The sequence below is a fragment of the Streptomyces sp. NPDC008086 genome (genome assembly GCF_042957325.1).
Classification (GTDB): Bacteria; Actinomycetota; Actinomycetes; order Streptomycetales; family Streptomycetaceae; genus Streptomyces.
Genome location: NZ_JBIBIA010000004.1, coordinates 1 through 21,179, shown reverse-complemented (window position 1 = coordinate 21,179; position 21,179 = coordinate 1). Strand labels below are relative to the sequence as shown.

The following is a 21,179-nucleotide window of genomic DNA, read 5'->3' as shown; positions in this document are numbered from 1 at the left end:
CGACTCTCAACGGGAGCCGGACCCGGCAGGCCTCACCCCGGATAAACCGGCGCCGTCCCGTCCGTCACGACCTTCTGCCACTGCGCCCCGGAGGGCAGCCGCACGATCCCGTCCTCGGAGTAGCCGATCAGCGGCAGCCGCGCGTCCTCGGACGCGGTGATCTCCTTCACGCCGCTGAGGGCGGCGGGCGCCGGTCCTTCCGGCGTGGAGCCGTCGACCTGCACGTACCGCATCGTCTGCACGCCGCCCTGCTCACGCCCGACCACGACGAGCCGGCTGTCGCCGGCCCACGACATGGCCGTGACCTCTTCCAACTCGGGTGTCGCGGAGCTCAGTTCGTGCACCGAGACGACCGACCGATCCGCCTCCTTGCCGTCCTCGGTGCGTTCGATCCGCCCGATGAGCAGCGACGACTTCTCGCCCTGCTTCACCACGAGCGCGATCCGCACCCCGTCGGCGGCCACCCGCACGGACTCGATGCGCCCCTCCAGCCCCGGCGGCGTCTTCACGACCAGCGGATCGCCGACGCCCTCCTTCAGCAGGAGCAGCCTGGGGTTGCGGGGATCGCGGTCGGCCACCCAGAGGTCGCCCTGGGCGTCCCAGCTGGGCGTCGTAAGGCGTTCTTCCGGCGACGGGCCCGCGCTGGTCAGCTCCGGATCTCCGAGCGGGCCGCCGGACACCAGCGCCCCGACGTACAGGTTCTTACCGTCCAGACCGACCCCGGCAGCCATGTCCTCGTCACGCGACACCGCCACCGACTTCAGCTGCGTCTCGCCCTCGCCCAGGGCGCCCGGCACGGGGTCGGGAGCCGTGTCGTTGGCGGCGGCGGCCAGCCGGACCAGCCGGTGCTTGTCATCGAGGAAGTACAGGTAGGTGGCGCGCTGCACGGACCCGCGCGCGGCGACCTCCTGCGCCTGGTCCTCCCTGAGCGCGCACAGTTGCCTGTCCCCGGCCTCCAACTGGACCTCGTCCACCGTGGGTGTCAGGTTCTGGAGGGTGAAGAGCAGCTGCGCCGCCATCTCGTTGCACTGGGTCACGCCGACCCGGGCCGCCTTGTCGTTCAACGGCACGGTGAGTCTGTTCTGGTCGTCGGGCGTCAGCGTGGTGTCGTCGTTCTTCAGCGTCGTACCGGTCGGGAAACTCGACCTGGCCACCGGGTCGAGCCAGCTGGTGGGCCCCTTGAGCAGGGAGCGGACCATCTGCGTCATGGGGTCCACGTTCCTGCGCACGAAGACGGGATCGGCGACGGCCGCCGTGTGCGGGGCGGTCCCGAGCTGGGTGTTCGTGGCGAAGTAGTACTTGTCCACGGACATGTAGTTGCGCTGGAAGTCCGACTTGCCCATGACGACGCCGCGCGGCGGCACGTCGATGCGCCACTGCTTCGACTTCTTCTCCCGGGTGAGATGCATCGGCTCGCTGTAGTCGCCGCCGGCGGGCGCGTACGACTGCTGTGCGTCGACGGTGGCGACCTTGGTGCCGGTCAGCGTGTACGAGAGGCTGTCCCTCTCCTCGCGGCCTCCCAGGTGCTCGACGTCGACACCCGGCCCGTCGGCCAGCACGGTCGTGGCCTGCCGGGGCAGCCATTTGCGCGCCGCCTCGGCGGTCAGGTACTTGCGCGCGGTCTCATAGTCCGGATCGTCGCTGGTCAGCGCCTCCAGGAAGCCCGACACGATCTCCGACGACGAGGCGTCCTCACGGGGCGGCATGGCGAAGACCCGCACCTGCGTGTCCTGGCGTGGCGTGGACTCGACGCCCCGCAGATCGCCGCTGTCGGGCATCGAGGCACACCCGGCCAGCAGTACGACGCCGCAGGCGGCGTACGCCATCGTGCGCCCCCGTGTGTGCCGCGCGCGCCCCTCGCGGTCAGCGCCCACGCGATGCCTCCCCATGCTTGCTCGACTCGCCGTCCTGCCCGGCTTCGTCGCTCGGCCGCTCTTCCGCACCGGGCGGCCCGGCTATGTCGTCCTGGCGCCGCGCGCCCGAGGCGGGCCGGGGAACCACCCGCGCGCCGTTGCCGGGCAGCGCCGTCGGGTCGGCCTTGGGCACCGCGCCGCCCAGCCGCGCCGGGATCGGGTCCCGTGTCGGCATCGGGGGCTGGTCGCCCGAGGGCTGAGCCGGCACCGTCGCGGCCTTGTCACCGCCCCCGCTCGGCAGACCGGCGTCATTAAGTCCACGATTGCGGCGCGAGTCCTTGGGTTCCAGGGGTATCGGCGAGCCCCGTAGCGGCTCGTCCGCCGTCCGCGGCAGCGTCAGCCGGAACTGCGAACCGCCGCCCGGCTCTCCCCACGCCTGCAGCCAGCCGCCGTGCAGCCGCGCGTCCTCCAGCGCGATGGACAGCCCCAGCCCCGTACCGCCCGTGGTACGCGCGCGTGCCGGGTCAGCCCGCCAGAAGCGGCTGAAGACCCGGGTCGCCTCACCGGGCTTGAGCCCGACGCCGTAGTCGCGCACCGCGACGGCGACCGCCCCGCCCGCCGAGGCGAGCTTGACCACGACGTCCTTGCCCTCACCGTGCTCGACGGCGTTGACGACGAGGTTGCGCAGCACGCGCTCGACGCGGCGGGCGTCGGCCTCGGCCACGATGGGCTGCTGGTCGCCGACGACGCGTATCTGGGTGCCCTTGCGCTCGGCGAGCGGCTCGGCCCCGCTGACGACGCGCCGCACGACCTCCCTGAGGTCGATCGGCTCAGCCTCCAGTGCCGCCGCGCCCGCGTCGAACCGGCTGATCTCCAGCAGGTCGGCGAGCAGCGACTCGAACCGGTCCAGCTGGTCGGCCAGCAGCTCCGCCGACCGCGCGGTCACCGGGTCGAAGTCCTCCCGAGCCTCATGGATGACGTCGGCGGCCATCCGTACGGTCGTCAGCGGCGTCCGCAGTTCGTGCGACACGTCGGACACGAACCGCCGCTGCATCCGCGACAGGTCCTCCAGCTGCTGGATCTTCAACTGAAGGTTCTGCGCCATCTTGTTGAAGGCCTCGCCGAGCCGCGCGATGTCGTCCTCGCCGGTGACCTTCATCCGCTCCTGGAGCCGTCCGGCCGACAGCCGCTCGGCGATCCCGGCCGCCATCCGCACCGGCGTGACGACCTGGCGCACCACGAGCCAGGCGATGGCTCCGAGCAGGACGACGACAAACAGCCCGGCGGTGGCGAGGGTCCCCTTGACCAGGCTCAGCGACTTCTCCTCCTGCGTGAGCGGGAAGAGGTAGTACAGCTGGTACGGGTTGTTGTTGGGGTCGTTGACCTGCTTGCCGATGACCAGCGCCGGCTGGGGCTCCTTGTGGGCGGTGGGGTGGTACACGATGCGCGTGTAGCTCTGGAAGACCCCCGTGTTGCTGTCGATCCGCTCGCGCAAGTCCTCGGGAACGCTGTCCGTCGGGATCACCCTGCCGGAGGCACGCGGGCCCCGCCCACCGGTGTCTCCGCCCGCGGAGGCCGGCAGCGTCACCACCTCGAAGGCTCCCTGCCCGCCGCTGGAGAGCGAGGTGACGAGGTCGCTCATCCACTGGATGACGTTCTGCTCGGCACGTTCGTCCCCGGCCGTGCCGTCGTCGGCGGTCCCGGCGGCGGTCTCGTCGGCGTTCTGCTTGGCCGCCGCGAACCCGCCGGTGGCCTGGCTCTGCGAGGCCTTCACCTTGGCGTCGAGCAGTCCGTTGCGCACCTGCCCGATGACGACGAAGCCCAGCAGCAGGACCACGCCGAGCGACATCAGCAGCGTGGTGACGACGACCTTGAGCTGGATGTTGCGCCGCCACAGCCGCATGACGGGCAGCAGCGGCCGGCGCACCCAGCGCAACAGGAGCCGAAGGACCGGGCTGCCCTGGACGCCGCCCTGCAGCAGCCCACCCTCGAGAAACCGCCCCCAGCGGGAGCCCGCCTTCTTCCGGCCGACAGGCCGCTCCGGACGGGTCCCGGTCCGACCGGGGGCCGCAGCGGCACTGTCCCCGGACATGTCAGCTCGGCCCTGCCTTGTATCCGACGCCCCGGACGGTCACCACGATCTCCGGCCGCTCAGGGTCCTTCTCGACCTTGGAACGCAGCCGCTGCACATGCACGTTCACCAGCCGGGTGTCGGCCGCGTGCCGGTAGCCCCACACCTGCTCCAGGAGCACCTCGCGCGTGAACACCTGCCACGGCTTACGGGCCAGCGCGACCAGCAGATCGAACTCCAGCGGCGTCAGCGCGATCGACTGACCGTCCCGCTTCACGGAGTGCCCGGCCACGTCGATGACGAGGTCGCCGATGGCGAGCTGCTCGGGCGCCGGCTCCTCCGACCTCCGCAGCCGCGCCCGGATCCGGGCGACGAGCTCCTTCGGCTTGAAGGGCTTCACGATGTAGTCATCGGCGCCGGACTCCAGGCCCACGACGACGTCGACGGTGTCGCTCTTGGCCGTCAGCATCACGATCGGCACCCCGGACTCCGCCCTGATCAGGCGGCACACCTCGATGCCGTCCCGGCCGGGCAGCATCAGGTCCAGCAACACAAGATCGGGCTTGGCCTCCCGGAATGCGGCCAGCGCCTTGTCGCCGTCGGCTACGAAAGACGGCTCAAAACCTTCACCACGCAGCACGATGCCGAGCATCTCGGCCAGTGCGGTGTCGTCGTCGACGACAAGGACTCGTCCCTTCATAAACGACATCATCCCATTCTCATAACAGTGGCGAAGGCTCAGGTGAGGTAGGTCACCGGCCAGTGACCTTAGTCGTACTGAGCGGTCACTGTCTGCCCTCGTCTGCTGCCGTTGATGTCAGCCATGGATGTCAGCCCCTTCGGACGCTCGGGCTCTTGTCGGCTTCCGTCATGAGTTCCAGCCGTACGCGGATGATCGGCGGATCCTCTGCTGTTGCGGCCATGCTCGGGCGCTGAGGGATCGTCCAGTGCACCTGCCGTACGCGGTACTCCTTGGAGTGCTCCAAGACAGTTCCGTCATCCGGATCCTCGCCTTCTGTGATCCACAGGACGCCTTCGCCCTCGCGCGGTACTGCTGGCAGCTCGACGTGCGCGTCGCGGCCGGTGTCCCCGAACTCGAACCAGACCCTCATGCGGTCCCTTTCCGTAGATCGCCACTACGGAGCGTGAGCTACCCACTCCCTCATCCCACCACCCTCCCCAGCTTCCATCCCGTCCGCCGTCGACCCACACACCGTGGAGCGGGCGTGGTTCATGGCGTCCAGGTGGAGCGCGCCACTGTACGAACGACCTGGACGCCATGGGCCGCGTCTGCTCGGCTCTGCCTGGGTCGATGGCGGACGGGATGGAAGCTCCCACGCTCACCACTACGGACTCGCGGCCGCGAACGGCGCCCCCTCCATCCCGGTGCCGGCCGATCCCCCGCCGGAGGCTCGTTGTGACCGTGGCTTGCCCGGTTAGGTCTCTACTCAGGGCCGTAACATGCTTGCGGCCCCAGGGGCACGACCCCGGCGCCGTAGGCGCAGAGGGGTCGGGCCCAAGGGGCCAGCCCGCGCTTGCGCGGGCCCTTGATGAGGTAGAGAAACCTGTAACAGGTGGCTGCGTCGCCTGGTTGGTCAATCGAGGGTGTACTCGGCGGAGAGTTCTCGCCCGGCTCCAAGGAAGTCCTTGGCGTACTCGGTCGGGTCGCCGTTTTGGTCCGAGTACTGGTTGGTCATGGTCAGGGCCTGCATCCCGGCTTCGACACCGAGCACTGCGGCGATGTCTTCGGGGACTGGCGCCATGGCGACTACGTCACGTCGTCGAACTGCGCGCCGACCGGTCCGATCTTCGATCAGACCAAAGGTCATCTTCGGCAGGGGGCCGACTTCAAGTAGCTCCGGGGCCGCTTCGGCAAGTTCGCCGGCCAGGTACGAAGTGGATACAGCCACCACCCCGTCATCGTCGCGGTAGACACGTCGACGCTGGACTACCTGGTCCCCCTCGCTGATCTTCAACCCTTCGGCGACATGTGCCGGAGCAGGGATCAACCTGGCACTCAGGATCTCGACGCTCTCGCCCTTGCGGAAGCCGCTCCCTGTTGCACGCAGCATTTGAAGGCGATCCGGACCGCTGGTCAGCTTCCTGCCCAGGTCCACGAAGGTCCCTTGCGATGAGGACCGTACGTATCCCTCGTCCTGGAGCTTGTTGATCGCCTTTGCCGCTGTGGCGGTGGCGACCCCCCACTCGCGTGCAATCTCCGCGATCGAGGGGAGCCGCGTTTCCTGTGGTAGCTGACCCTCCTTGATCTTCACGCGGAAGTGCTCAGCGATCTGCATGAACGGGGGTGCGGCGCGTTGCACCTTCGGTGTCATCTTCCTTCTCCCTCTCCCTCCTGAGCGTGCTAGTTCCCGATCACGACGCGTTCTAGCTCGCACATTCCACGGTACCCCGCACGGCATGGCATAGCCATGCTCTTCAAGCCTGCCTGGTGGAGGGGCTTGACAAGCGCGTACTAGTACGCGCATCCTCGACGCAAGCTAGTACGCGATGAGCGAGCGCAACCTAGCTCGCACCCGAGTGAAAAGAGACGTCATGCCGTCGTTCAAGATCGACACGTCGACTGCTGTGGTGTTCGTGGCGACTGCGCCCGAACCGAAGATGGTCAACAAGAAGACCGGTGAGCGGGCCGTGGACCGGGAGACCAACGCGAGTCTCTCGACCGTGGGTCTGCTGGTCTCGGACGAGGGGGAGGGCAACCTCTACCAGGTGACCGTGCCGGAGACCGGCCTCCCCGAGGGGCTCGTGCCGGGCACGCCGGTCAAGGTCATCGGGCTGAAGGCGCGTGACTGGGAGAACGAGTTCAACGGCCAGAAGCGACACGGCATCTCGTTCCGCGCGGTCGCGGTCACCCCGGCGGCCTGATCATGGCTGACTGGACGGTGTGGCTGGAGGCCACGGGAGCCTTAGCGGGGGCCGGCGGTGTCGGCTACGCGAAGTACCGTGCGCCGCGCGTGTACTGGTCGCTGGTCGGGATGCCCGCCACGTGGGGCCGCTTCGCCTACTCGTACCGCTCGACGATGGACGTGTGCGGTCTGACGGTGCAGCCGTCCGGCCTGCGGGCGTTCCTCGGGCGCAATGTCGCCCGCCGCGAGGTTCAGCCGGTGGCGCCGAAGATCCGCCGGGTTCGGGGCACGTCGACCGGTCTGCGGGTCACGCTGCGCCTTCCCGCCGGCCTGGAGCCCGCCGACGTGATCGCTTCCACCGAGCGTCTTCGGCACGCCTGGGGTGTGCACGCGGTGCGTGTGGTGGTGACGAAGCCGGGGTTCGTTGAGCTGCGGATGACCGGTTATGACGTGCTGCGCCGGGTGCGGATGCCGCGCAAGGCTCAGCCTCACGGCATGGCCGTACCGGTCGCGCTGCGGGATGACGGGACCGCGTTCGAGCGGGACTACCTCAAGGCACCGATGGCGCTCACCCTGGGCGCGAACAGCTCCGGCAAGTCGATGTATCAGCGCAACCTGATCAAGGGGCTGGCCCAACTGCCGGTGGCGTTGGTGGGCATGGACTGCAAGCGCGGGGTGGAACAGTCCGCGTTCGCGCCGCGTCTGTCGGCCCTGGCGACCGATCCGGACGATGCCGCGTCGCTGGCCGATGTGCTGGTCGCGGAGATGGAAGACCGCTTTGACCTGCTGCATCTGCACGGCGCCTCGGACATCTGGGAACTGCCGGAAGACCTCCGGCCGGCGCCGATCGTGGTCCTGGTCGACGAGATCGCGGAACTCTTCCTGATCTCCCGCAAGGAAGACGAGGACCGCCGCACGCGGATCGTCACGGCGTTGATTCGGCTGGCACAGATGGCTCGTGCGGTCGGCATCTACCTGGAGATCTGCGGACAGCGCTTCGGCTCCGACCTGGGCAAGGGCGCCACCATGCTCCGCGCTCAGCTCACCGGCCGTGTCGTGCACCGGGTCAATGACAAGGAAACCGCTGAGATGGGGCTGAAGGACGTCGCCCCGACAGCAGTGCCGGCCGCTTGTGTGATTCCCGCGAGCCGTCCCGGCACGGCCGTTGCCACGGACGCTTCCGGTGGCTGGTGCCGGATCCGTACCCCGCAGGTCTCGCGCGACGAAGTCGCCGCCGTCTGCCGGGACTTCGAGCACCTGGTGCCGGATCTGCCGTTCCTCGCACCGTTCCGGCCGGCTGTTCCTGCTGCGCCCGCCGGCGCCCCGTCGCTGGTCAAGTAGGGAGCACTCGCCATGGCCGCACCCAAGACCACCGCGCCCGCCGAACCGGCGAAGTGCCCGACCTGCAAGGGCACCGGCGAGGTCTCCCGCACCGTCCACGTCGGACGCAAGCGCCGTGCCGTCGGCAAGCAGACCGGTATCTGCCTGACCTGCCTGGGCTCCGGCGAAGCCACCGACTGAATCCGCCGGGGCCGGGCGGCCGGACCAGATCCCCGCCCGCTCCTGGCCTGACTCCCTCGAAGGGAGGTGCAGATCATGAACCGCTCGATCCGCCCGGACGCAGTCCTGATTCAGGCCGTCATCGCCGGCGCTTTGTCCTTCGCTCACCTGCACGACCTTGCCCACGCGGCCGGACAGTCCGGCTGGAAGGCCTGGGCCTACCCCGTCTCGGTCGACCTACTCTTGGTCGCCGCCTGGCGCCGCCTGCGCGTCGCCCGCCGGGACCGCTCCGCATGGACCTGGTTCACCATCGCCCTGTGCGCCTCACTGGGCGCCAACATCGCGACCGCCGGACTCCTCGACCTGGACCACGTGCCCGCCTGGCTGCGCATCCTCGTCGCCGGCTGGCCCGCACTGGCCTTCCTCGGCGGCACTCTCCTCGTCCACTCGCCGACCGACACCCCGGCGGACCAGGCGCCCCCGGCCCCCGTCGCGCAACCGGCCGTGCCGGAAGTGGAAGTGCACCGCACCGACGAACCCGAAGCGCCTGCCCCGGCCCCGGTGCCGGAACTCGCTGCCGCTGCACCCGAACCGACTCCGGTCGATGCGCCGACGGTGCCGGTGGCCTTGCTCGATCACGCCCGGAAGATCGCCGACGCTCACCAGGCTTCCACCGGTTCCCCGATGCCCGCCGACGCTCTGTCGACCCGCCTCGGACTTCCCGGCCCGATGGCCAACGCAATCGCTGCTCAACTCCAACTCACCTGACCAGGAAGGACGTTCGCCCGTGACCGCCTACCGCCGCTTCCGCGACCAGATCCGCATCGGCCCCGTGCAGGTCGCCACCTACTACGACGGCCGTGGCCGCGACAAGCACGCCGCCGCCTGCACCGCCCCCGGCTGCGGCTTCTCCGCCGACTACACCGACCGCTCCGCCGCCGAACTCGCCGCCCGCACCCACCGCTGCAAGGCCTAGGAGGCATCCCCGTCATGGACGTTCCGCTCTGGCTCGCCGTGATCGTCGTCGGCTACCTCGGTATCAAGCTCACCCGCCCGCCCATGTGGCTGGTCGTGCTGCTCCTCCTCGGGGGCTACCTCGTCGCTGGCAGCTTCCTCGGCCCCGCCGTCGGCGCCCTCGTCAAGTAACACCGACTCGAAGGGACACCACCCGTGTTCACCCCAAAGTACCCGCCTCAGGACACCGCCCCGCCCGCCACGACCACGACCCCGGCCGTCCACACCCCGGCACCCGTCCAGCCGTCCGCCCCGGCACCGGTCCCGGTCGCCCCGGTCGCGAACCGGCCGACCGTTCAGCTCACCCCCGGCAGCGCGCTCGCCCTCGCCGCCGGCGGCGGCGCCGTGGTCCTCGTCGTCGGCGCCGTCCTGGTCTCGCTGCTGCTCGCGGTCGCCATCACCGGCATGTCGGTGGCCGTGGTCGCCGTCGTCCTCCGCTCGATGCTCAAGGACTTCAACAACCAGCGCTAAACGGCCCCCGGAGCGGCCTCGGTCGCCAAACTTCCGCCGCTCCGGGCGCCTGCACCCATTCCTGATCCAACGGACCCGAAAGGGAAGCCCCATCATGCCTCAGCGCGCCCAGAACACGCCCATCTGTCGTGACTGCCACGGCTTCGCCACGGCCGCGATCACCACCGGCGCCCGTGCAGCCGACGGCACCCGCGCCACCCTCATCGTCGACTGCCGCGCCTGCAACGGCACGGGCCACGCCAAGCCCGCGTCAGTCGTGGCTGGCACGGGGCGGTGACTGCCGTGGCCCTCCTGAACTGGCGTTCTCCCGAGCACTACGACCCCACAGGTGATCAGCCCTGCGTGATCTGCACCAAGCCCACCCCGCTGCGCTCCGACCGGGGCAAGGCCGTGCACAAGGTCTGCGCGGAGGACTGGATCGACCGCCACACCGTCCAGGAGGAGGGCAAGTGACTACTACCCGAGCGCGCGTCCTGGACTTGTTCTCCTGCGCCGGCGGAGCCGCTGTGGGATATCACCGTGCCGGGTTCGAGGTCGACGGCTGCGACATCGCCGACCGCACGAACTACCCCTTCGACTACCACCGGGGCGACGCGCTGGAGTACCTCGCCCACCTGATCGCCACGGGCGACATCGAGCGGTACACGCTCGTGCACGCCTCCCCACCCTGCCAGGCCGGCTGCGCCCTGACCGTGGGCACCAATCAGTCCCAGGGCTGGGGCAGTCCGCACGAAGATCTCGTGGCCCCTACTCGCGCTCTCCTCGACCGGACGGGTCTGCCGTACGTGATGGAGCAGCCCAACGGCAAGGCCAAGATCCGCAAAGACCTCACGCTGTGCGGTGAGATGTTCGGCCTCGGCGTGCTGCGCCACCGCAACTTCGAGTTGGGCCGCTGGGGGGTCTTGAAGCCGCCCCATCCCCGCCATCGGGGCTACGTGCGTGGCTGGCGCCACGGCGTCTACCGCGACGGTCCCTATGTGGCCGCGTACGGGGACGGTGGCGGCAAGGCTTCCGTGCCCGAGATGCAGCAGGCCATGGGGATCACCTGGACCGACGTTCCCGAGGAACTGACCGAGGCGATCCCGCCCGCCTACACCCGTTGGATCGGCACCGCCTTCCTGACAGCTCGTCAGGAGGTGCTCGCGTGAACAACGCCGCCACCCTGGCGGGTCTCGACCCGGCCACCCTCGCCGACGTGCTGAGGGTGGCCGGTTCGGCCGACTTCGACCGCTGGCAAGAGCAGATCAAGCGCACCGGCGGCTGCTCCGACCCGATCCGCCTCGTCGGCCAGACCAAGACCCTCGACCCGGCCACCGGCACCGTGCTGCACGCCTACAGCACCACCCAGGAGCCCGGCGGCATGCTCCGCGTTGCGTGCGGCAACCGCCGTGCCTCGCGCTGCCCCTCCTGCGCCTGGACCTACGCCGGCGACACCTTCCACCTCATCCGCGCCGGACTCGTCGGCGACCCCGCCAAGGGCACCCCGCACACCATCCGGGATCACCCCCGCGTCTTCGCCACCCTCACCGCCCCGTCCTTCGGCCCGGTCCACAACCGCCCCGGCACCCGCCCCTGCCGCTGCGGAGCCCGCCACCGCGAGGACGATCCCGCACTCGGCACCGCGCTCGAAGTCGAGTCGTACGACTACGTGGGCGCCGTGCTGTGGAACAACCACGCCTCCGACCTGTGGCGCTACTTCACGATCTACCTCCGCCGCGAGATCGCCCGCCATGCCGGCCTGACCCAGAGGGAAGCCCGCGAACAGTCCCGCGTCTCCTTCGGCAAGGTCGCCGAATACCAGAAGCGCGGAGCCGTCCACTTCCACGCCGTGATCCGCTTCGACGGACCAGACGGGCCCGACGATCCGCCGCCGGCCTGGGCCACCCTCGAACTGCTCACCAACGCAATCCGTGCCGCCGCCGCCCGCGTCGGGGTTGACGTGCCCCCGGCCGAAGGCCAGCCTGCCCGCACCCTGCGGTGGGGCACCCAGCTCGACGTACGCCCGGTGAAGGCCTTCGGGGACGGCTCCGAGATCACCGAACTGGCCGTCGCCTCCTACGTGGCCAAGTACGCCACCAAAGCAGCCGAGACCACCGGCGCCACGGACGCACCCGTGCACTGCCGCACCTGCCGGGGCACCGGCCGTTGCCCCCGCTACGACCGCGCCGGCTCCGCACTGGGCCGCTGCACCACCTGCCAGGGCACCGGGCTCGGCGAAGACCTCGCCCGCCTGGAGATCCCCGAGCACGCCCGGCGCCTGATGACCGCATGCATCGACCTCCAGCCCCTCTACCGCGAACGGCAGCTCGCCCGCTGGGCTCACATGCTCGGCTTTCGCGGCCACTTCTCCACCAAGTCCCGCCGCTACTCCACCACCCTCGGCGCACTGCGCCAGGTCCGCGCCGACTACCGCGCAGCCCAGCAACGCCAAGCCATCGGCCTGCCCGACCCCGACGACAACCCGGAGGCAACCACGCTCACCCTCGCCCACTGGACCTACGCCGGCCACGGCCACACCCCCGGCGAATCCTGGCTCGCCGCCAACATCCACCGCGACATCCGACACAACCGTGAGATCGCACGCGAGGAACTCCCCGCCCTGCTCGACCGGGAAGGAGCCTGCGCATGACCACCGCTGTTCCGGTGCTGCTCACGGTGCCTGAGGTCATGGGCAGGCTCAAGTACAGCCGCTCGAAGGTATATGACCTGATTCGCTCGAAGCGGCTCGCGTCGTTCACGGAGGGCCGGTGTCGGCGCATACCGGAAAGTGCTGTTCAGGACTACATCCGCACCCGGCTTGAGGAGGCTTCCTGATGCCTCCGCGCAAGCGCAACCCCAACGGATCGGGAACCGTCACGAAGCGCAGTGACGGCCGGTACCAGGCTGCGGTGTACGTCCCTCAGCCGGACGGCACCACGAAGCGGAAGTACGCGTACGGCAGCACCTTCGATGAGTGCGACCAGAAGCGTCGCGAACTGATCGAGCGTGCGAAGGGGGGCATCCCCACCCCCACGCGGGACATGACCTTGGGTCAGTGGTTCGACTACTGGCTAGAGATCATCGTGAAGCCGAATCTCGCCGGGAACAGCTATCGCGCGTACGAGACGGCGGTTCGTCATCATCTTCGCCCGCGGCTGGGTTCCAAGGTCATGCTGAAGCTCGGCGTCAGGGAGCTGCGAGGGGCCATCCAGGCGCTCGCACAGGACGAAGGAGTCAAGACCGCCAAGCGGGCTCTGCGGGTCCTCTCGGCGGCGCTCACGGCCGCGATGGTCGAAGACATCGGGCTGACCCGGAACGTGGCCAAGCTCGTCCACGTACGGGCGACCACAGACAGCGGGAAGAGCTGGGACGCTGTGGCGGTGCTGCGCTTCCTTGCTGCGGCTCGACGCCTTACGCCGTACTACCCGGCTTTCCTGCTGCTCTGTCTCCTGGGCCTGCGCCGGGCTGAGGTGTGCGGGCTGCGCTGGGAGAACATCGATCTTGATAACCGGATCATCTGGGTGGAACAGCAGCGCCAACGCAGCAGCGCCGGCACGATCGACGACGCGGAACTCAAGACTGAGACCTCCAAGGCCCCCCTACCGTTGCCGGCCCAGTGCATCGCGCCCCTGCGCTGGACGCGGATGCGCACCGTCGTGCTGCGCGAGGATGCGATCAGCAGGGGGCGTCACTGGTTTGAAGATCCAGAGAAGCACGTGTTCGTGACTCGGACCGGTCGTCCGCTCACGCCGGCGCACCTCTACCTGGTCCTGGACCGGATCATCAAGCGGGAGGGCCTCGGCAAGATGAACCCCAAAGGTCTGCGCAAGTCCTGCGGGACGCTCTTGGTCCACCTCCGGGTCCACCCGAGAATCGTCAAGGCAATCCTGCGTCACAGCCGGATCGCAACGACCCTGGACATCTACGCTGAGGCTCTGGACCCTGACGTGATCGAGGCAGTGGGCCAGCTTGACAGGCTGCTCCGCCAGCCATCGCGGCTCCGGGAACTGGAGGCTTCATCGGGCCTGGAACCCGCCGCTTGATGTAGCCATTGGATGTCACGGCCCCTCTCCTCGCGCATCGCCGCAGGTAGAGGGGCCGTTTCCGTTGATCAGGGCGAGAGCATCCCATTCTCATAACAGTGGCGAAGGCTCAGGTGAGGTAGGTCACCGGCCAGTGACCTTAGTCGTACGCCGTCACCACTGTCTGCCCTCGGCCACATCACAGGGCGTGACCAATGCACGGGTTCGCCCCATTTCGCCCGACCTGTGAATCCGATATCCGCCTCAGAACGTCCGCGTGACGTACCGCGACCTGGCGCACAACTCGGCCAACGCCTCACCCGTCACAGGCGACACGGCCCCCTCCTCGGTGACGATCGCCGTCACCAGCTCGGGCGGCGTCACGTCGAACGCCGGGTTGTACGCCTGGGTCCCCAGCGGAGCCACCGGAATCCCGCCGCCCGGCTCCCCTCCCGCCACCGGCGCCTGAGGCGCGGCGATCTCGGTCACCTCGAACCCCGGACGCTGCTCGACCTCGATGGACACCCCGTCCGCCGTGTCCAGATCCACCGTCGTCAGCGGTGCCACCACGATGAACGGCACATGGTGGTAGCGCGCCAGCACCGCCAGCGGATAACTCCCCACCTTGTTCGCCACCGAGCCGTCGGCCGCGATACGGTCCGCCCCGATCAGCACCGCGTCCACCTCACCGGCCGCGAACAGCGAGCCCGCCGCGTTGTCCGTGAGCAACGTGTACGCCATGCCGCTGCGCGCCGCCTCGTACGCCGTCAGCCGGGCCCCTTGCAGCAACGGCCGCGTCTCGTCCACCCACAACCGCCGCAGCCGCCCGGCCCGGTGCGCCGCGAGCGCCACCGCGAACGCCGTGCCCTCACCGCCCGACACCAGCGCCCCGGTATTGCAGTGCGTGAGGATGCGGTGTCCACCGCCCGGCAGCAGTTCGTCCAGCAGCGCCAGCCCTCGCTCCGCCATCCGTACGCTGGCCTCGGCGTCCTCCGCGTGCAGCGCCCGCGCCGCACCCAGCGCCGCGGCGGCCGCCCGCTCCACGTCCCCGCTCCTGGCGAGCTCGCCCCGGTACGCGTCCTGAGCCCTGCGCACACCGACAGCAAGGTTCACCGCGGTGGGCCGGGCACCCGCGAGCGCTTCCGCCGCGTCATCCACGTCGAAGCCCCGCGCGGCGGCGAGCGCGACACCGTACGCCCCGGCGATCCCGAGCAACGGCGCCCCGCGCACGGCCAGCGAACGGATCGCCTCGACCAGCACGGGCGCGTCCGTACAGACCAGCTCGACCTCCTCGGCCGGCAGTCTCGTCTGGTCGAGAAGGACCAGTACGGGGCCTTCAGGTGGTTCGTCCCACCGGATCGCCGGAATCTCCTTCGGCCTGCCGTCCTCGCCGGATTGCGCGTACTGATCAGCCATATGGTCAGTCTGCCCCTTGTCCGGCGGACAATTGAAGGTGTCCAGCCCATACCGCGGCCGGTACGTCCCCGACCACCCCATGGCACGATGGCTGCCAACCTGCCGCCGCGACCGCGGACGGGCACCTTGAAGGAGCGACGATGAAAGACACGCCGGGCTGGGCCTCGCCCGGATCCGCCGCGTCCGACGGACAGGAACCCGGCGCGTCCGGCCCTGCCGAGCCCGCAGACCGTCCCGACCCCGCGCAGCAGCCGGGAACGGACCCACAGGACTCCGGCCCGAAGTGGTCCAAGGGCCAACCGCCCCCCGGCCAGTGGTCCGCCCCGACAGCGCCCCAGTCGCCCGGCCAGACCCCGCCACCCCCACCACCGCCCGGCCCGGGCTGGGGAGCCCACCCTCCCACCGGCCCCGGCCCCGGCGGCGGCCACCCGGGCTACGGCGGCCCGGGCCACGGCCCCTGGGGCAGCGGCTGGGGCGGCCCGCCGCCCGCTGCCAAGCCCGGCGTGATCCCGCTGCGCCCGCTCGGCGTCGGCGAGATCCTCGACGGCGCGGTCTCCACCATGCGCACCTACTGGCGCACGGTCCTCGGCATCTCCCTGACCGTCGCGGTCGTCACGGAGATCCTCGTCATCCTCGTCCAGGGCCTCGTCCTGAGCGACCGCCTCGACACCGAGGCCCTGGACGACCCGAACGCCACCCTCAGCGAACTGACCCGCGCCACCGGTGACGCCCTGATCAGCTCCAGCGTGATCCTCCTGATCTCGGTGATCGGCGCGATCATCGCGACCGCCCTGCTGACGACGGTCACCAGCCGCGCGGTGCTCGGCAAGTCGGTGTCCACCGGCGAGGCCTGGCGCGACGCCCGCCCGCAGGTGCCCCAACTCTTCGGCCTGCTCTTCCTGCTGCTGCTCATCGTCTTCGGTGTGCTGCTCGCGGGCGCCGTGCCCGGCATCCTCGTGGCCGCCACGGGCGCCGGCGCGGCGGGCGGAGCACTCACCGTCTTCGGCATCATCGGCGCCGGCATCGTCGCGCTGTGGCTGTGGTTCCGCTTCTCGCTCGCCTCGCCCGCGCTGATGCTGGAGAAGCAGGGCATCACGAAGTCCCTGAGCCGCTCCGCGAAGCTGGTCCGCGGCTCGTGGTGGCGCGTCTTCGGCATCCAGTTGCTCGCCACGATCATCGCGAACGTCATCGCGGCGATCGTCGTCATCCCCTTCACGTTCCTCGCCGGCGCCGTCAGCGGCGACGGCGCCGCCAGCTTCCTCAACGGCACCACCGAATTCGGCTGGACGTTCCTCATCATCAGCGGCGTCGGCTCGGTGATCGGCTCCATGATCACGTTCCCGATCACCGCCGGCGTCACCGTCCTGCTCTACATCGACCAGCGCATTCGCCGCGAGGCCCTCGACCTCGAACTCGCCCGAGCAGCCGGCGTCCAGGACTACGGCACGGGCACCCCGGGGAGCTGAACAGGTGAGCTTGGCGGGGGGATTTCTCACGACAGCGTCAGCGCTGCCGGACACGGCCGCACGCGCACTGCTCGGCGTCGGCGACGCATCCGTACGGCTGCTGCCGCGCATCGGCGACACCTCCGTACCGGCGCTGCTGGCCCGCTCGGACGACGAGCCGCCACTGACCATCCCGCGCGACCCCGCGCGGGAGGCGGCCCGGCGTGAGCTGTCCAAGGGCATGTACCACGAGAACGACCCCAGCTGGTTCCAGCGCGCCCTGGACGCCTTCTGGGGCTGGGTGGAGGACCTGTTCAGCAGTGCCTCCACCGTGGCGCCCGGAGGACCACTCGGCCTGGTCGTCGTCATCCTGGTCATCGTGGCCGTCCTCGGCGCCCTGTGGTGGCGCCTGGGCATCCCGCGCCGCCAACCCGCCTCCTCCGCCGCCCTGTTCGACGACCGCCCCCGCAGCGCCGCCGAACACCGCGCCGCCGCCGAGGCACACGCCTCCCAGGGCCACTGGAACCAGGCCGTCCAGGAACGTATGCGCGCCATCGTCCGCTCCCTCGAGGAACGCGCACTTCTCGACGTCCGCCCCGGCCGCACCGCAGACGAGGCCGCCGCCGAAGCAGGCCGCTCACTGCCCTCCCACACAGACCGACTGCGCGCCGCGGCCCGGGACTTCGACGACGTGACATACGGCGGCAGAACCGCGACCCAGCAGGCGTACCAACGCATCGCGGAACTCGACCGCGCCCTGGAGAGCAGCAAGCCCCAGCTCGCGAGCAGCACCCCGAGCACGGCCCCCGACGCCCGCCAGGGAGCCGCCGAATGACCACCGAGGCCACGCTCCCGTCCACCTCGGCCTCGCCCACCGCACGCCAGCTGTGGACCCGCACACGAGGCATCGTCGCCGCCGCCGTCCTCCTGCTCGTGGCGGCCGTCGTGATCGCCACGATCCGCTCCGACGCCCGGCACGGCACCCTCGACCCCCGCTCCGCCGACCCCAGAGGCAGCCGAGCGGTCGCCGAACTCCTCGCCGACCGCGGCGTCGACACCCGCGTGGTCACCACCCTCGACGAGGCGCGCGCCGCGGCCGCCCCGGACACCACCCTCCTGGTCGCCGCCCCCGACCTGCTGACGCACCGTCAACAAACCTGGCTGCGCACGTCCACCGCCGGCACAGGCGGTCGTACCCTCCTCGTCGCCCCCGGCAGCTGGTCCGTCGAGCGCCTCGCCCCCGGCGTCACCGCCGACCCCGCCACCAGCCTCGACTCGGAACTCGCCCCCGACTGCGCCCTGCCCGCAGCCCAGCGCGCGGGCACCGCCGATTTGGGCGGCGTCCGCTACACCACCACCCACCTCGACGCCGACGAGTGCTACCCCAGCGAGCGCCTGGCCACCCTCCTGCGCATCCCGGACCCGACCGAGGGCGGCGACACCGTCGTCCTCGGCGCGCCCGACATCCTCTACAACGACCACCTCGACGAGCAGGGCAACGCCTCGCTCGCCCTCCAACTCCTCGGTTCCCGCCCTCACTTGGTCTGGTACCTCCCCTCGCTCTCCGACTCGTCGGCCGCCGACGCGGACGACGAACGCAGCTTCTTCGACCTGCTCCCCTCGGGCTGGCTCTGGGGCACACTCCAGCTCTTCATCGCCGCAGCCCTGGCCGCCCTCTGGAGGGCACGCCGACTCGGCCCCCTGGTGCCCGAAAAGCTCCCCGTGGCGATCCGCGCCTCCGAAACCGTCGAAGGCCGCGCCCGCCTCTACCGCAAATCCAACGCCCGCGACCGCGCGGCCGCCGCTCTTCGCTCCACCACCCGCACGCGCCTCGCCCCCCTCGTAGGTGTCCCCGTCACTCAGGCCCACACGCCCGAGGCCCTGCTCCCCGCCCTGTCCGCCCACCTCCACCACCACGGAGACGGACAGGCCCTGCACACCCTCCTCTTCGGCCCACCGCCCAGCGACGACACAGCACTCGTCGCCCTCGCCGACCAACTCGACACCCTCGAAAGAGAGGTACGCCGTCCATGATGGACCCGACCACTGACAACGCCGGGACCACCGGGGACCCGGGCACCGCCCGCGCCTCCCTGGAGGCCCTGCGCGCCGAGATCGCCAAAGCCGTGGTCGGCCAGGACCCCGCAGTGACCGGCCTCGTCGTCGCCCTCCTCTGCCGCGGACACGTACTGCTCGAAGGAGTCCCCGGGGTCGCCAAGACGTTGCTCGTCCGCGCCCTCGCATCCGCACTCGAACTCGACACCAAGCGCGTCCAGTTCACCCCCGACCTCATGCCGAGCGACGTGACGGGCTCCCTCGTCTACGACACCCGCACCGCCGAGTTCTCCTTCCAGCCCGGCCCGGTCTTCACCAACCTTCTCCTCGCGGACGAGATCAACCGGACGCCCCCCAAGACCCAGTCCTCCCTCCTGGAGGCCATGGAGGAACGCCAGGTCACGGTCGACGGCACCCCCCGCCCGCTCCCCGACCCGTTCCTCGTCGCGGCAACGCAGAACCCGGTGGAGTACGAGGGCACATACCCCCTCCCCGAAGCCCAGCTGGACCGTTTCCTCCTCAAACTCACCATCCCCCTCCCCTCCCGCCAGGACGAGATCGACGTCCTCACCCGCCACGCCGAAGGATTCAACCCGCGCGACCTGCGCGCCGCCGGCGTACGCCCCGTAGCAGGCCCCGCGGACCTGGAGGCAGCCCGCGCAGCGGTGGCCAAGACCACCGTCTCCCCGGAGATCACCGCCTACGTGGTCGACATCTGCCGAGCCACCCGCGAATCGCCTTCCCTCACCCTGGGAGTCTCCCCCCGCGGCGCCACGGCCCTCCTCGCCACCGCCCGCGCCTGGGCCTGGCTGACCGGCCGTGACTACGTCATCCCCGACGACGTGAAGGCCCTGGCCCTTCCCACCCTCCGCCACCGCGTACAACTCCGCCCCGAGGCCGAGATGGAAGGCGTCACCGCCGACTCCGTGATCAACGCGATCCTCGCCCACGTCCCCGTCCCCCGCTGATGGCCCTCACCGGACGCGCCGCGCTCCTCGCGGCCCTAGGCTCCCTCCCCGTAGGCATCTGGGACCCCAGCTGGACAGGCATCCTCGCGGTCAACGCCCCCCTGGCGGTGGCCTGCGCCTGCGACTTCGCCCTGGCCGCCCCCGTACGACGCCTCGGCCTCACCCGCTCCGGCGACACCTCCGTACGCCTGGGCGAGACGGCCGACGTCACCCTCACGGTGACCAACCCGTCCAACCGCCCGCTCCGCGCCCACCTCCGCGACGCCTGGCCCCCCAGCAGCTGGCAGCCGGACACGGAAGTGGCGGCCTCCCGTCACCGGCTCACGGTCCCCGCCGGCGAACGCCGCCGCATCACGACCCGCCTACGCCCCACCCGCCGGGGCGACCGCCAGGCCGACCGCGTGACGATCCGCTCGTCCGGCCCCCTGGGCCTCTTCTCCCGCCAAGCCGCCCACAAGGTCCCCTGGACCGTACGGGTCCTCCCCCCGTTCACCAGCCGCAAGCACCTGCCGTCCAAGCTGGCCCGCCTGCGCGAACTCGACGGCCGCACCAGCGTCCTCACCCGCGGCGAAGGCACAGAGTTCGACAGCCTGCGCGAATACGTCCCCGGCGACGACACCCGCTCCATCGACTGGCGCGCCACAGCCCGCCAGTCCACAGTCGCCGTACGCACCTGGCGCCCCGAACGCGACCGCCACATCCTCCTCGTCCTCGACACCGGCCGAACCTCGGCAGGCCGCGTCGGCGACGCACCCCGCCTTGACGCTTCCATGGACGCAGCCCTCCTCCTGGCCGCCCTCGCCTCCCGAGCCGGCGACCGCGTGGACCTCCTCGCCTACGACCGCCGAGTACGCGCCCTCGTCCAGGGCCGCACAGCAGGCGACGTCCTTCCCTCCCTGGTCAACGCAATGGCCACACTCGAACCCGAGCTGGTCGAAACAGACGCCCGAGGCCTTACGGCCATGGCGCTCCGTACGGCCCCCCGCCACTCCCTGATCGTGCTCCTCACGACCCTGGACGCGGCCCCGATCGAAGAGGGCCTGCTCCCGGTCCTCGTCCAGCTCACCCAACGCCACACAGTCCTGCTGGCATCAGTAGCGGACCCCCACATCGCACGCATGGCAACTGCACGCGGAAACACGGACGCCGTGTACGAGGCCGCAGCAGCCGCCCAGGCCCAAACCGAGCGCAACCGTACGGCCGAACAACTGCGCCGCTACGGCGTTACGGTCGTCGACGCAACACCAGAGGATCTCGCGCCGGCCCTTGCAGACGCCTATCTGGCCCTCAAGACGGCAGGGCGCCTGTAGCGAGGAGACTTGAAAGGGGATTTCTTACGGGGATCCCCTAGCCCAACCGACACAGGCTCTGGAAATGCAGAAAGCCCCCGGACCGGTATCCCCGGCCGGGGGCTCTCTCACAATTTGTTCGGCGGCGTCCTACTCTCCCACAGGGTCCCCCCTGCAGTACCATCGGCGCTGTAAGGCTTAGCTTCCGGGTTCGGAATGTAACCGGGCGTTT

The 21,179-nt window shown here is 70.3% G+C and carries 24 protein-coding genes and 1 rRNA gene; 18 read left to right on the top strand and 7 right to left on the bottom strand.

The features are described from left to right. Nucleotides 1-32: 32 nt before the first annotated feature. The 5 genes from ACFZBP_RS14365 to ACFZBP_RS14345 form a co-directional block, all read right to left on the bottom strand. Nucleotides 33-1,874 (bottom strand): LpqB family beta-propeller domain-containing protein, encoded by a 1,842-nt coding sequence (locus tag ACFZBP_RS14365; protein ID WP_391413119.1) that lies wholly within the window; start codon nt 1,872-1,874, stop codon nt 33-35. Beyond that, nucleotides 1,864-3,945, bottom strand: a complete 2,082-nt coding sequence (gene mtrB, locus ACFZBP_RS14360) for an MtrAB system histidine kinase MtrB (RefSeq protein WP_391413117.1) — start codon at nt 3,943-3,945, stop codon at nt 1,864-1,866. The genes ACFZBP_RS14365 and mtrB overlap by 11 nt, the downstream gene beginning before the upstream one ends. A gap of 1 nt (nt 3,946) precedes the next feature. Beyond that, complete coding sequence (gene mtrA, locus ACFZBP_RS14355) at nt 3,947-4,636, bottom strand: two-component system response regulator MtrA (RefSeq protein ID WP_187283109.1); 690 nt, start codon at nt 4,634-4,636, stop codon at nt 3,947-3,949. Between the two features lie 118 nt (nt 4,637-4,754). Next, entirely contained in the window at nt 4,755-5,036 is a 282-nt protein-coding gene (locus ACFZBP_RS14350) for a hypothetical protein (RefSeq protein WP_391413115.1), read from the bottom strand. A 483-nt stretch (nt 5,037-5,519) separates the two neighbouring features. Then, the gene (locus ACFZBP_RS14345; RefSeq protein ID WP_391413113.1) at nt 5,520-6,257 is read right to left on the bottom strand and encodes a UTRA domain-containing protein; all 738 of its coding nucleotides are present in this window, start codon (nt 6,255-6,257) and stop codon (nt 5,520-5,522) included. Between the two features lie 220 nt (nt 6,258-6,477). On the opposite strand from ACFZBP_RS14345, the gene ACFZBP_RS14340 reads away from it, so the two are divergent. The 13 genes from ACFZBP_RS14340 to ACFZBP_RS14280 all read left to right on the top strand — a co-directional run bounded on the left by ACFZBP_RS14340 (nt 6,478) and on the right by ACFZBP_RS14280 (nt 13,795). Then, on the top strand, nt 6,478-6,807 hold the full coding sequence (locus ACFZBP_RS14340; RefSeq protein ID WP_391413110.1) for a hypothetical protein: 330 nt from the start codon (nt 6,478-6,480) through the stop codon (nt 6,805-6,807). A 2-nt stretch (nt 6,808-6,809) separates the two neighbouring features. After that, entirely contained in the window at nt 6,810-8,129 is a 1,320-nt protein-coding gene (locus tag ACFZBP_RS14335; protein ID WP_391413108.1) for an FtsK/SpoIIIE domain-containing protein, read from the top strand. Between the two features lie 12 nt (nt 8,130-8,141). Continuing rightward, nucleotides 8,142-8,309 (top strand): hypothetical protein, encoded by a 168-nt coding sequence (locus ACFZBP_RS14330; protein WP_391413106.1) that lies wholly within the window; start codon nt 8,142-8,144, stop codon nt 8,307-8,309. Nucleotides 8,310-8,384: 75 nt separating this feature from the next. Beyond that, the gene (locus tag ACFZBP_RS14325) at nt 8,385-9,056 is read left to right on the top strand and encodes a DUF2637 domain-containing protein (RefSeq protein ID WP_391413104.1); all 672 of its coding nucleotides are present in this window, start codon (nt 8,385-8,387) and stop codon (nt 9,054-9,056) included. A gap of 19 nt (nt 9,057-9,075) precedes the next feature. Beyond that, on the top strand, nt 9,076-9,264 hold the full coding sequence (locus ACFZBP_RS14320) for a mobile element transfer protein (protein WP_048585266.1): 189 nt from the start codon (nt 9,076-9,078) through the stop codon (nt 9,262-9,264). Between the two features lie 14 nt (nt 9,265-9,278). Then, nucleotides 9,279-9,434 carry a hypothetical protein gene (locus tag ACFZBP_RS14315; protein WP_391413099.1) on the top strand — a complete coding sequence of 52 codons (156 nt, stop codon included), beginning with the start codon at nt 9,279-9,281 and terminating at the stop codon, nt 9,432-9,434. A 24-nt stretch (nt 9,435-9,458) separates the two neighbouring features. Next, entirely contained in the window at nt 9,459-9,773 is a 315-nt protein-coding gene (locus ACFZBP_RS14310) for a SpdD protein (protein WP_391413097.1), read from the top strand. 94 nt (nt 9,774-9,867) lie between these two features. Then, on the top strand, nt 9,868-10,050 hold the full coding sequence (locus ACFZBP_RS14305) for a hypothetical protein (protein ID WP_391413095.1): 183 nt from the start codon (nt 9,868-9,870) through the stop codon (nt 10,048-10,050). A 5-nt stretch (nt 10,051-10,055) separates the two neighbouring features. Continuing rightward, a complete protein-coding gene (locus ACFZBP_RS14300) occupies nt 10,056-10,226 on the top strand; it encodes a hypothetical protein (RefSeq protein ID WP_391413093.1) in 171 nt (56 codons plus the stop codon). Continuing rightward, on the top strand, nt 10,223-10,921 hold the full coding sequence (locus tag ACFZBP_RS14295; protein ID WP_391413091.1) for a DNA methylase: 699 nt from the start codon (nt 10,223-10,225) through the stop codon (nt 10,919-10,921). Before ACFZBP_RS14300 ends, ACFZBP_RS14295 begins: the two co-directional genes overlap by 4 nt. Then, complete coding sequence (locus ACFZBP_RS14290) at nt 10,918-12,402, top strand: replication initiator (protein ID WP_391413089.1); 1,485 nt, start codon at nt 10,918-10,920, stop codon at nt 12,400-12,402. Before ACFZBP_RS14295 ends, ACFZBP_RS14290 begins: the two co-directional genes overlap by 4 nt. After that, a complete protein-coding gene (locus tag ACFZBP_RS14285; protein ID WP_391413087.1) occupies nt 12,399-12,587 on the top strand; it encodes a helix-turn-helix domain-containing protein in 189 nt (62 codons plus the stop codon). The genes ACFZBP_RS14290 and ACFZBP_RS14285 overlap by 4 nt, the downstream gene beginning before the upstream one ends. Further along, nucleotides 12,587-13,795 carry a tyrosine-type recombinase/integrase gene (locus ACFZBP_RS14280; protein ID WP_391413085.1) on the top strand — a complete coding sequence of 403 codons (1,209 nt, stop codon included), beginning with the start codon at nt 12,587-12,589 and terminating at the stop codon, nt 13,793-13,795. Before ACFZBP_RS14285 ends, ACFZBP_RS14280 begins: the two co-directional genes overlap by 1 nt. 243 nt (nt 13,796-14,038) lie before the next feature. On the opposite strand, the gene mtnA is transcribed toward ACFZBP_RS14280, so the two are convergent. Beyond that, nucleotides 14,039-15,190, bottom strand: a complete 1,152-nt coding sequence (gene mtnA / locus ACFZBP_RS14275) for an S-methyl-5-thioribose-1-phosphate isomerase (RefSeq protein ID WP_391413083.1) — start codon at nt 15,188-15,190, stop codon at nt 14,039-14,041. Nucleotides 15,191-15,330: 140 nt separating this feature from the next. On the opposite strand from mtnA, the gene ACFZBP_RS14270 reads away from it, so the two are divergent. Genes ACFZBP_RS14270 through ACFZBP_RS14250 form a run of 5 tightly spaced genes read left to right on the top strand, consistent with a single transcriptional unit; the run spans nt 15,331 to nt 20,968 of the window. Further along, the gene (locus ACFZBP_RS14270) at nt 15,331-16,656 is read left to right on the top strand and encodes a glycerophosphoryl diester phosphodiesterase membrane domain-containing protein (protein ID WP_391413080.1); all 1,326 of its coding nucleotides are present in this window, start codon (nt 15,331-15,333) and stop codon (nt 16,654-16,656) included. A gap of 4 nt (nt 16,657-16,660) precedes the next feature. Further along, nucleotides 16,661-17,470 (top strand): DUF4129 domain-containing protein, encoded by an 810-nt coding sequence (locus tag ACFZBP_RS14265; RefSeq protein WP_391413078.1) that lies wholly within the window; start codon nt 16,661-16,663, stop codon nt 17,468-17,470. Beyond that, complete coding sequence (locus ACFZBP_RS14260) at nt 17,467-18,669, top strand: DUF4350 domain-containing protein (protein ID WP_391413075.1); 1,203 nt, start codon at nt 17,467-17,469, stop codon at nt 18,667-18,669. The genes ACFZBP_RS14265 and ACFZBP_RS14260 overlap by 4 nt, the downstream gene beginning before the upstream one ends. Next, nucleotides 18,669-19,658 (top strand): AAA family ATPase, encoded by a 990-nt coding sequence (locus ACFZBP_RS14255; protein ID WP_391414079.1) that lies wholly within the window; start codon nt 18,669-18,671, stop codon nt 19,656-19,658. Before ACFZBP_RS14260 ends, ACFZBP_RS14255 begins: the two co-directional genes overlap by 1 nt. Continuing rightward, nucleotides 19,658-20,968 (top strand): DUF58 domain-containing protein, encoded by a 1,311-nt coding sequence (locus ACFZBP_RS14250; protein ID WP_391413073.1) that lies wholly within the window; start codon nt 19,658-19,660, stop codon nt 20,966-20,968. The genes ACFZBP_RS14255 and ACFZBP_RS14250 overlap by 1 nt, the downstream gene beginning before the upstream one ends. A 116-nt stretch (nt 20,969-21,084) precedes the next feature. Here the strand turns inward: ACFZBP_RS14250 and rrf are convergent. After that, a 5S ribosomal RNA gene (gene rrf / locus ACFZBP_RS14245) occupies nt 21,085-21,179 on the bottom strand; the annotation flags it as partial.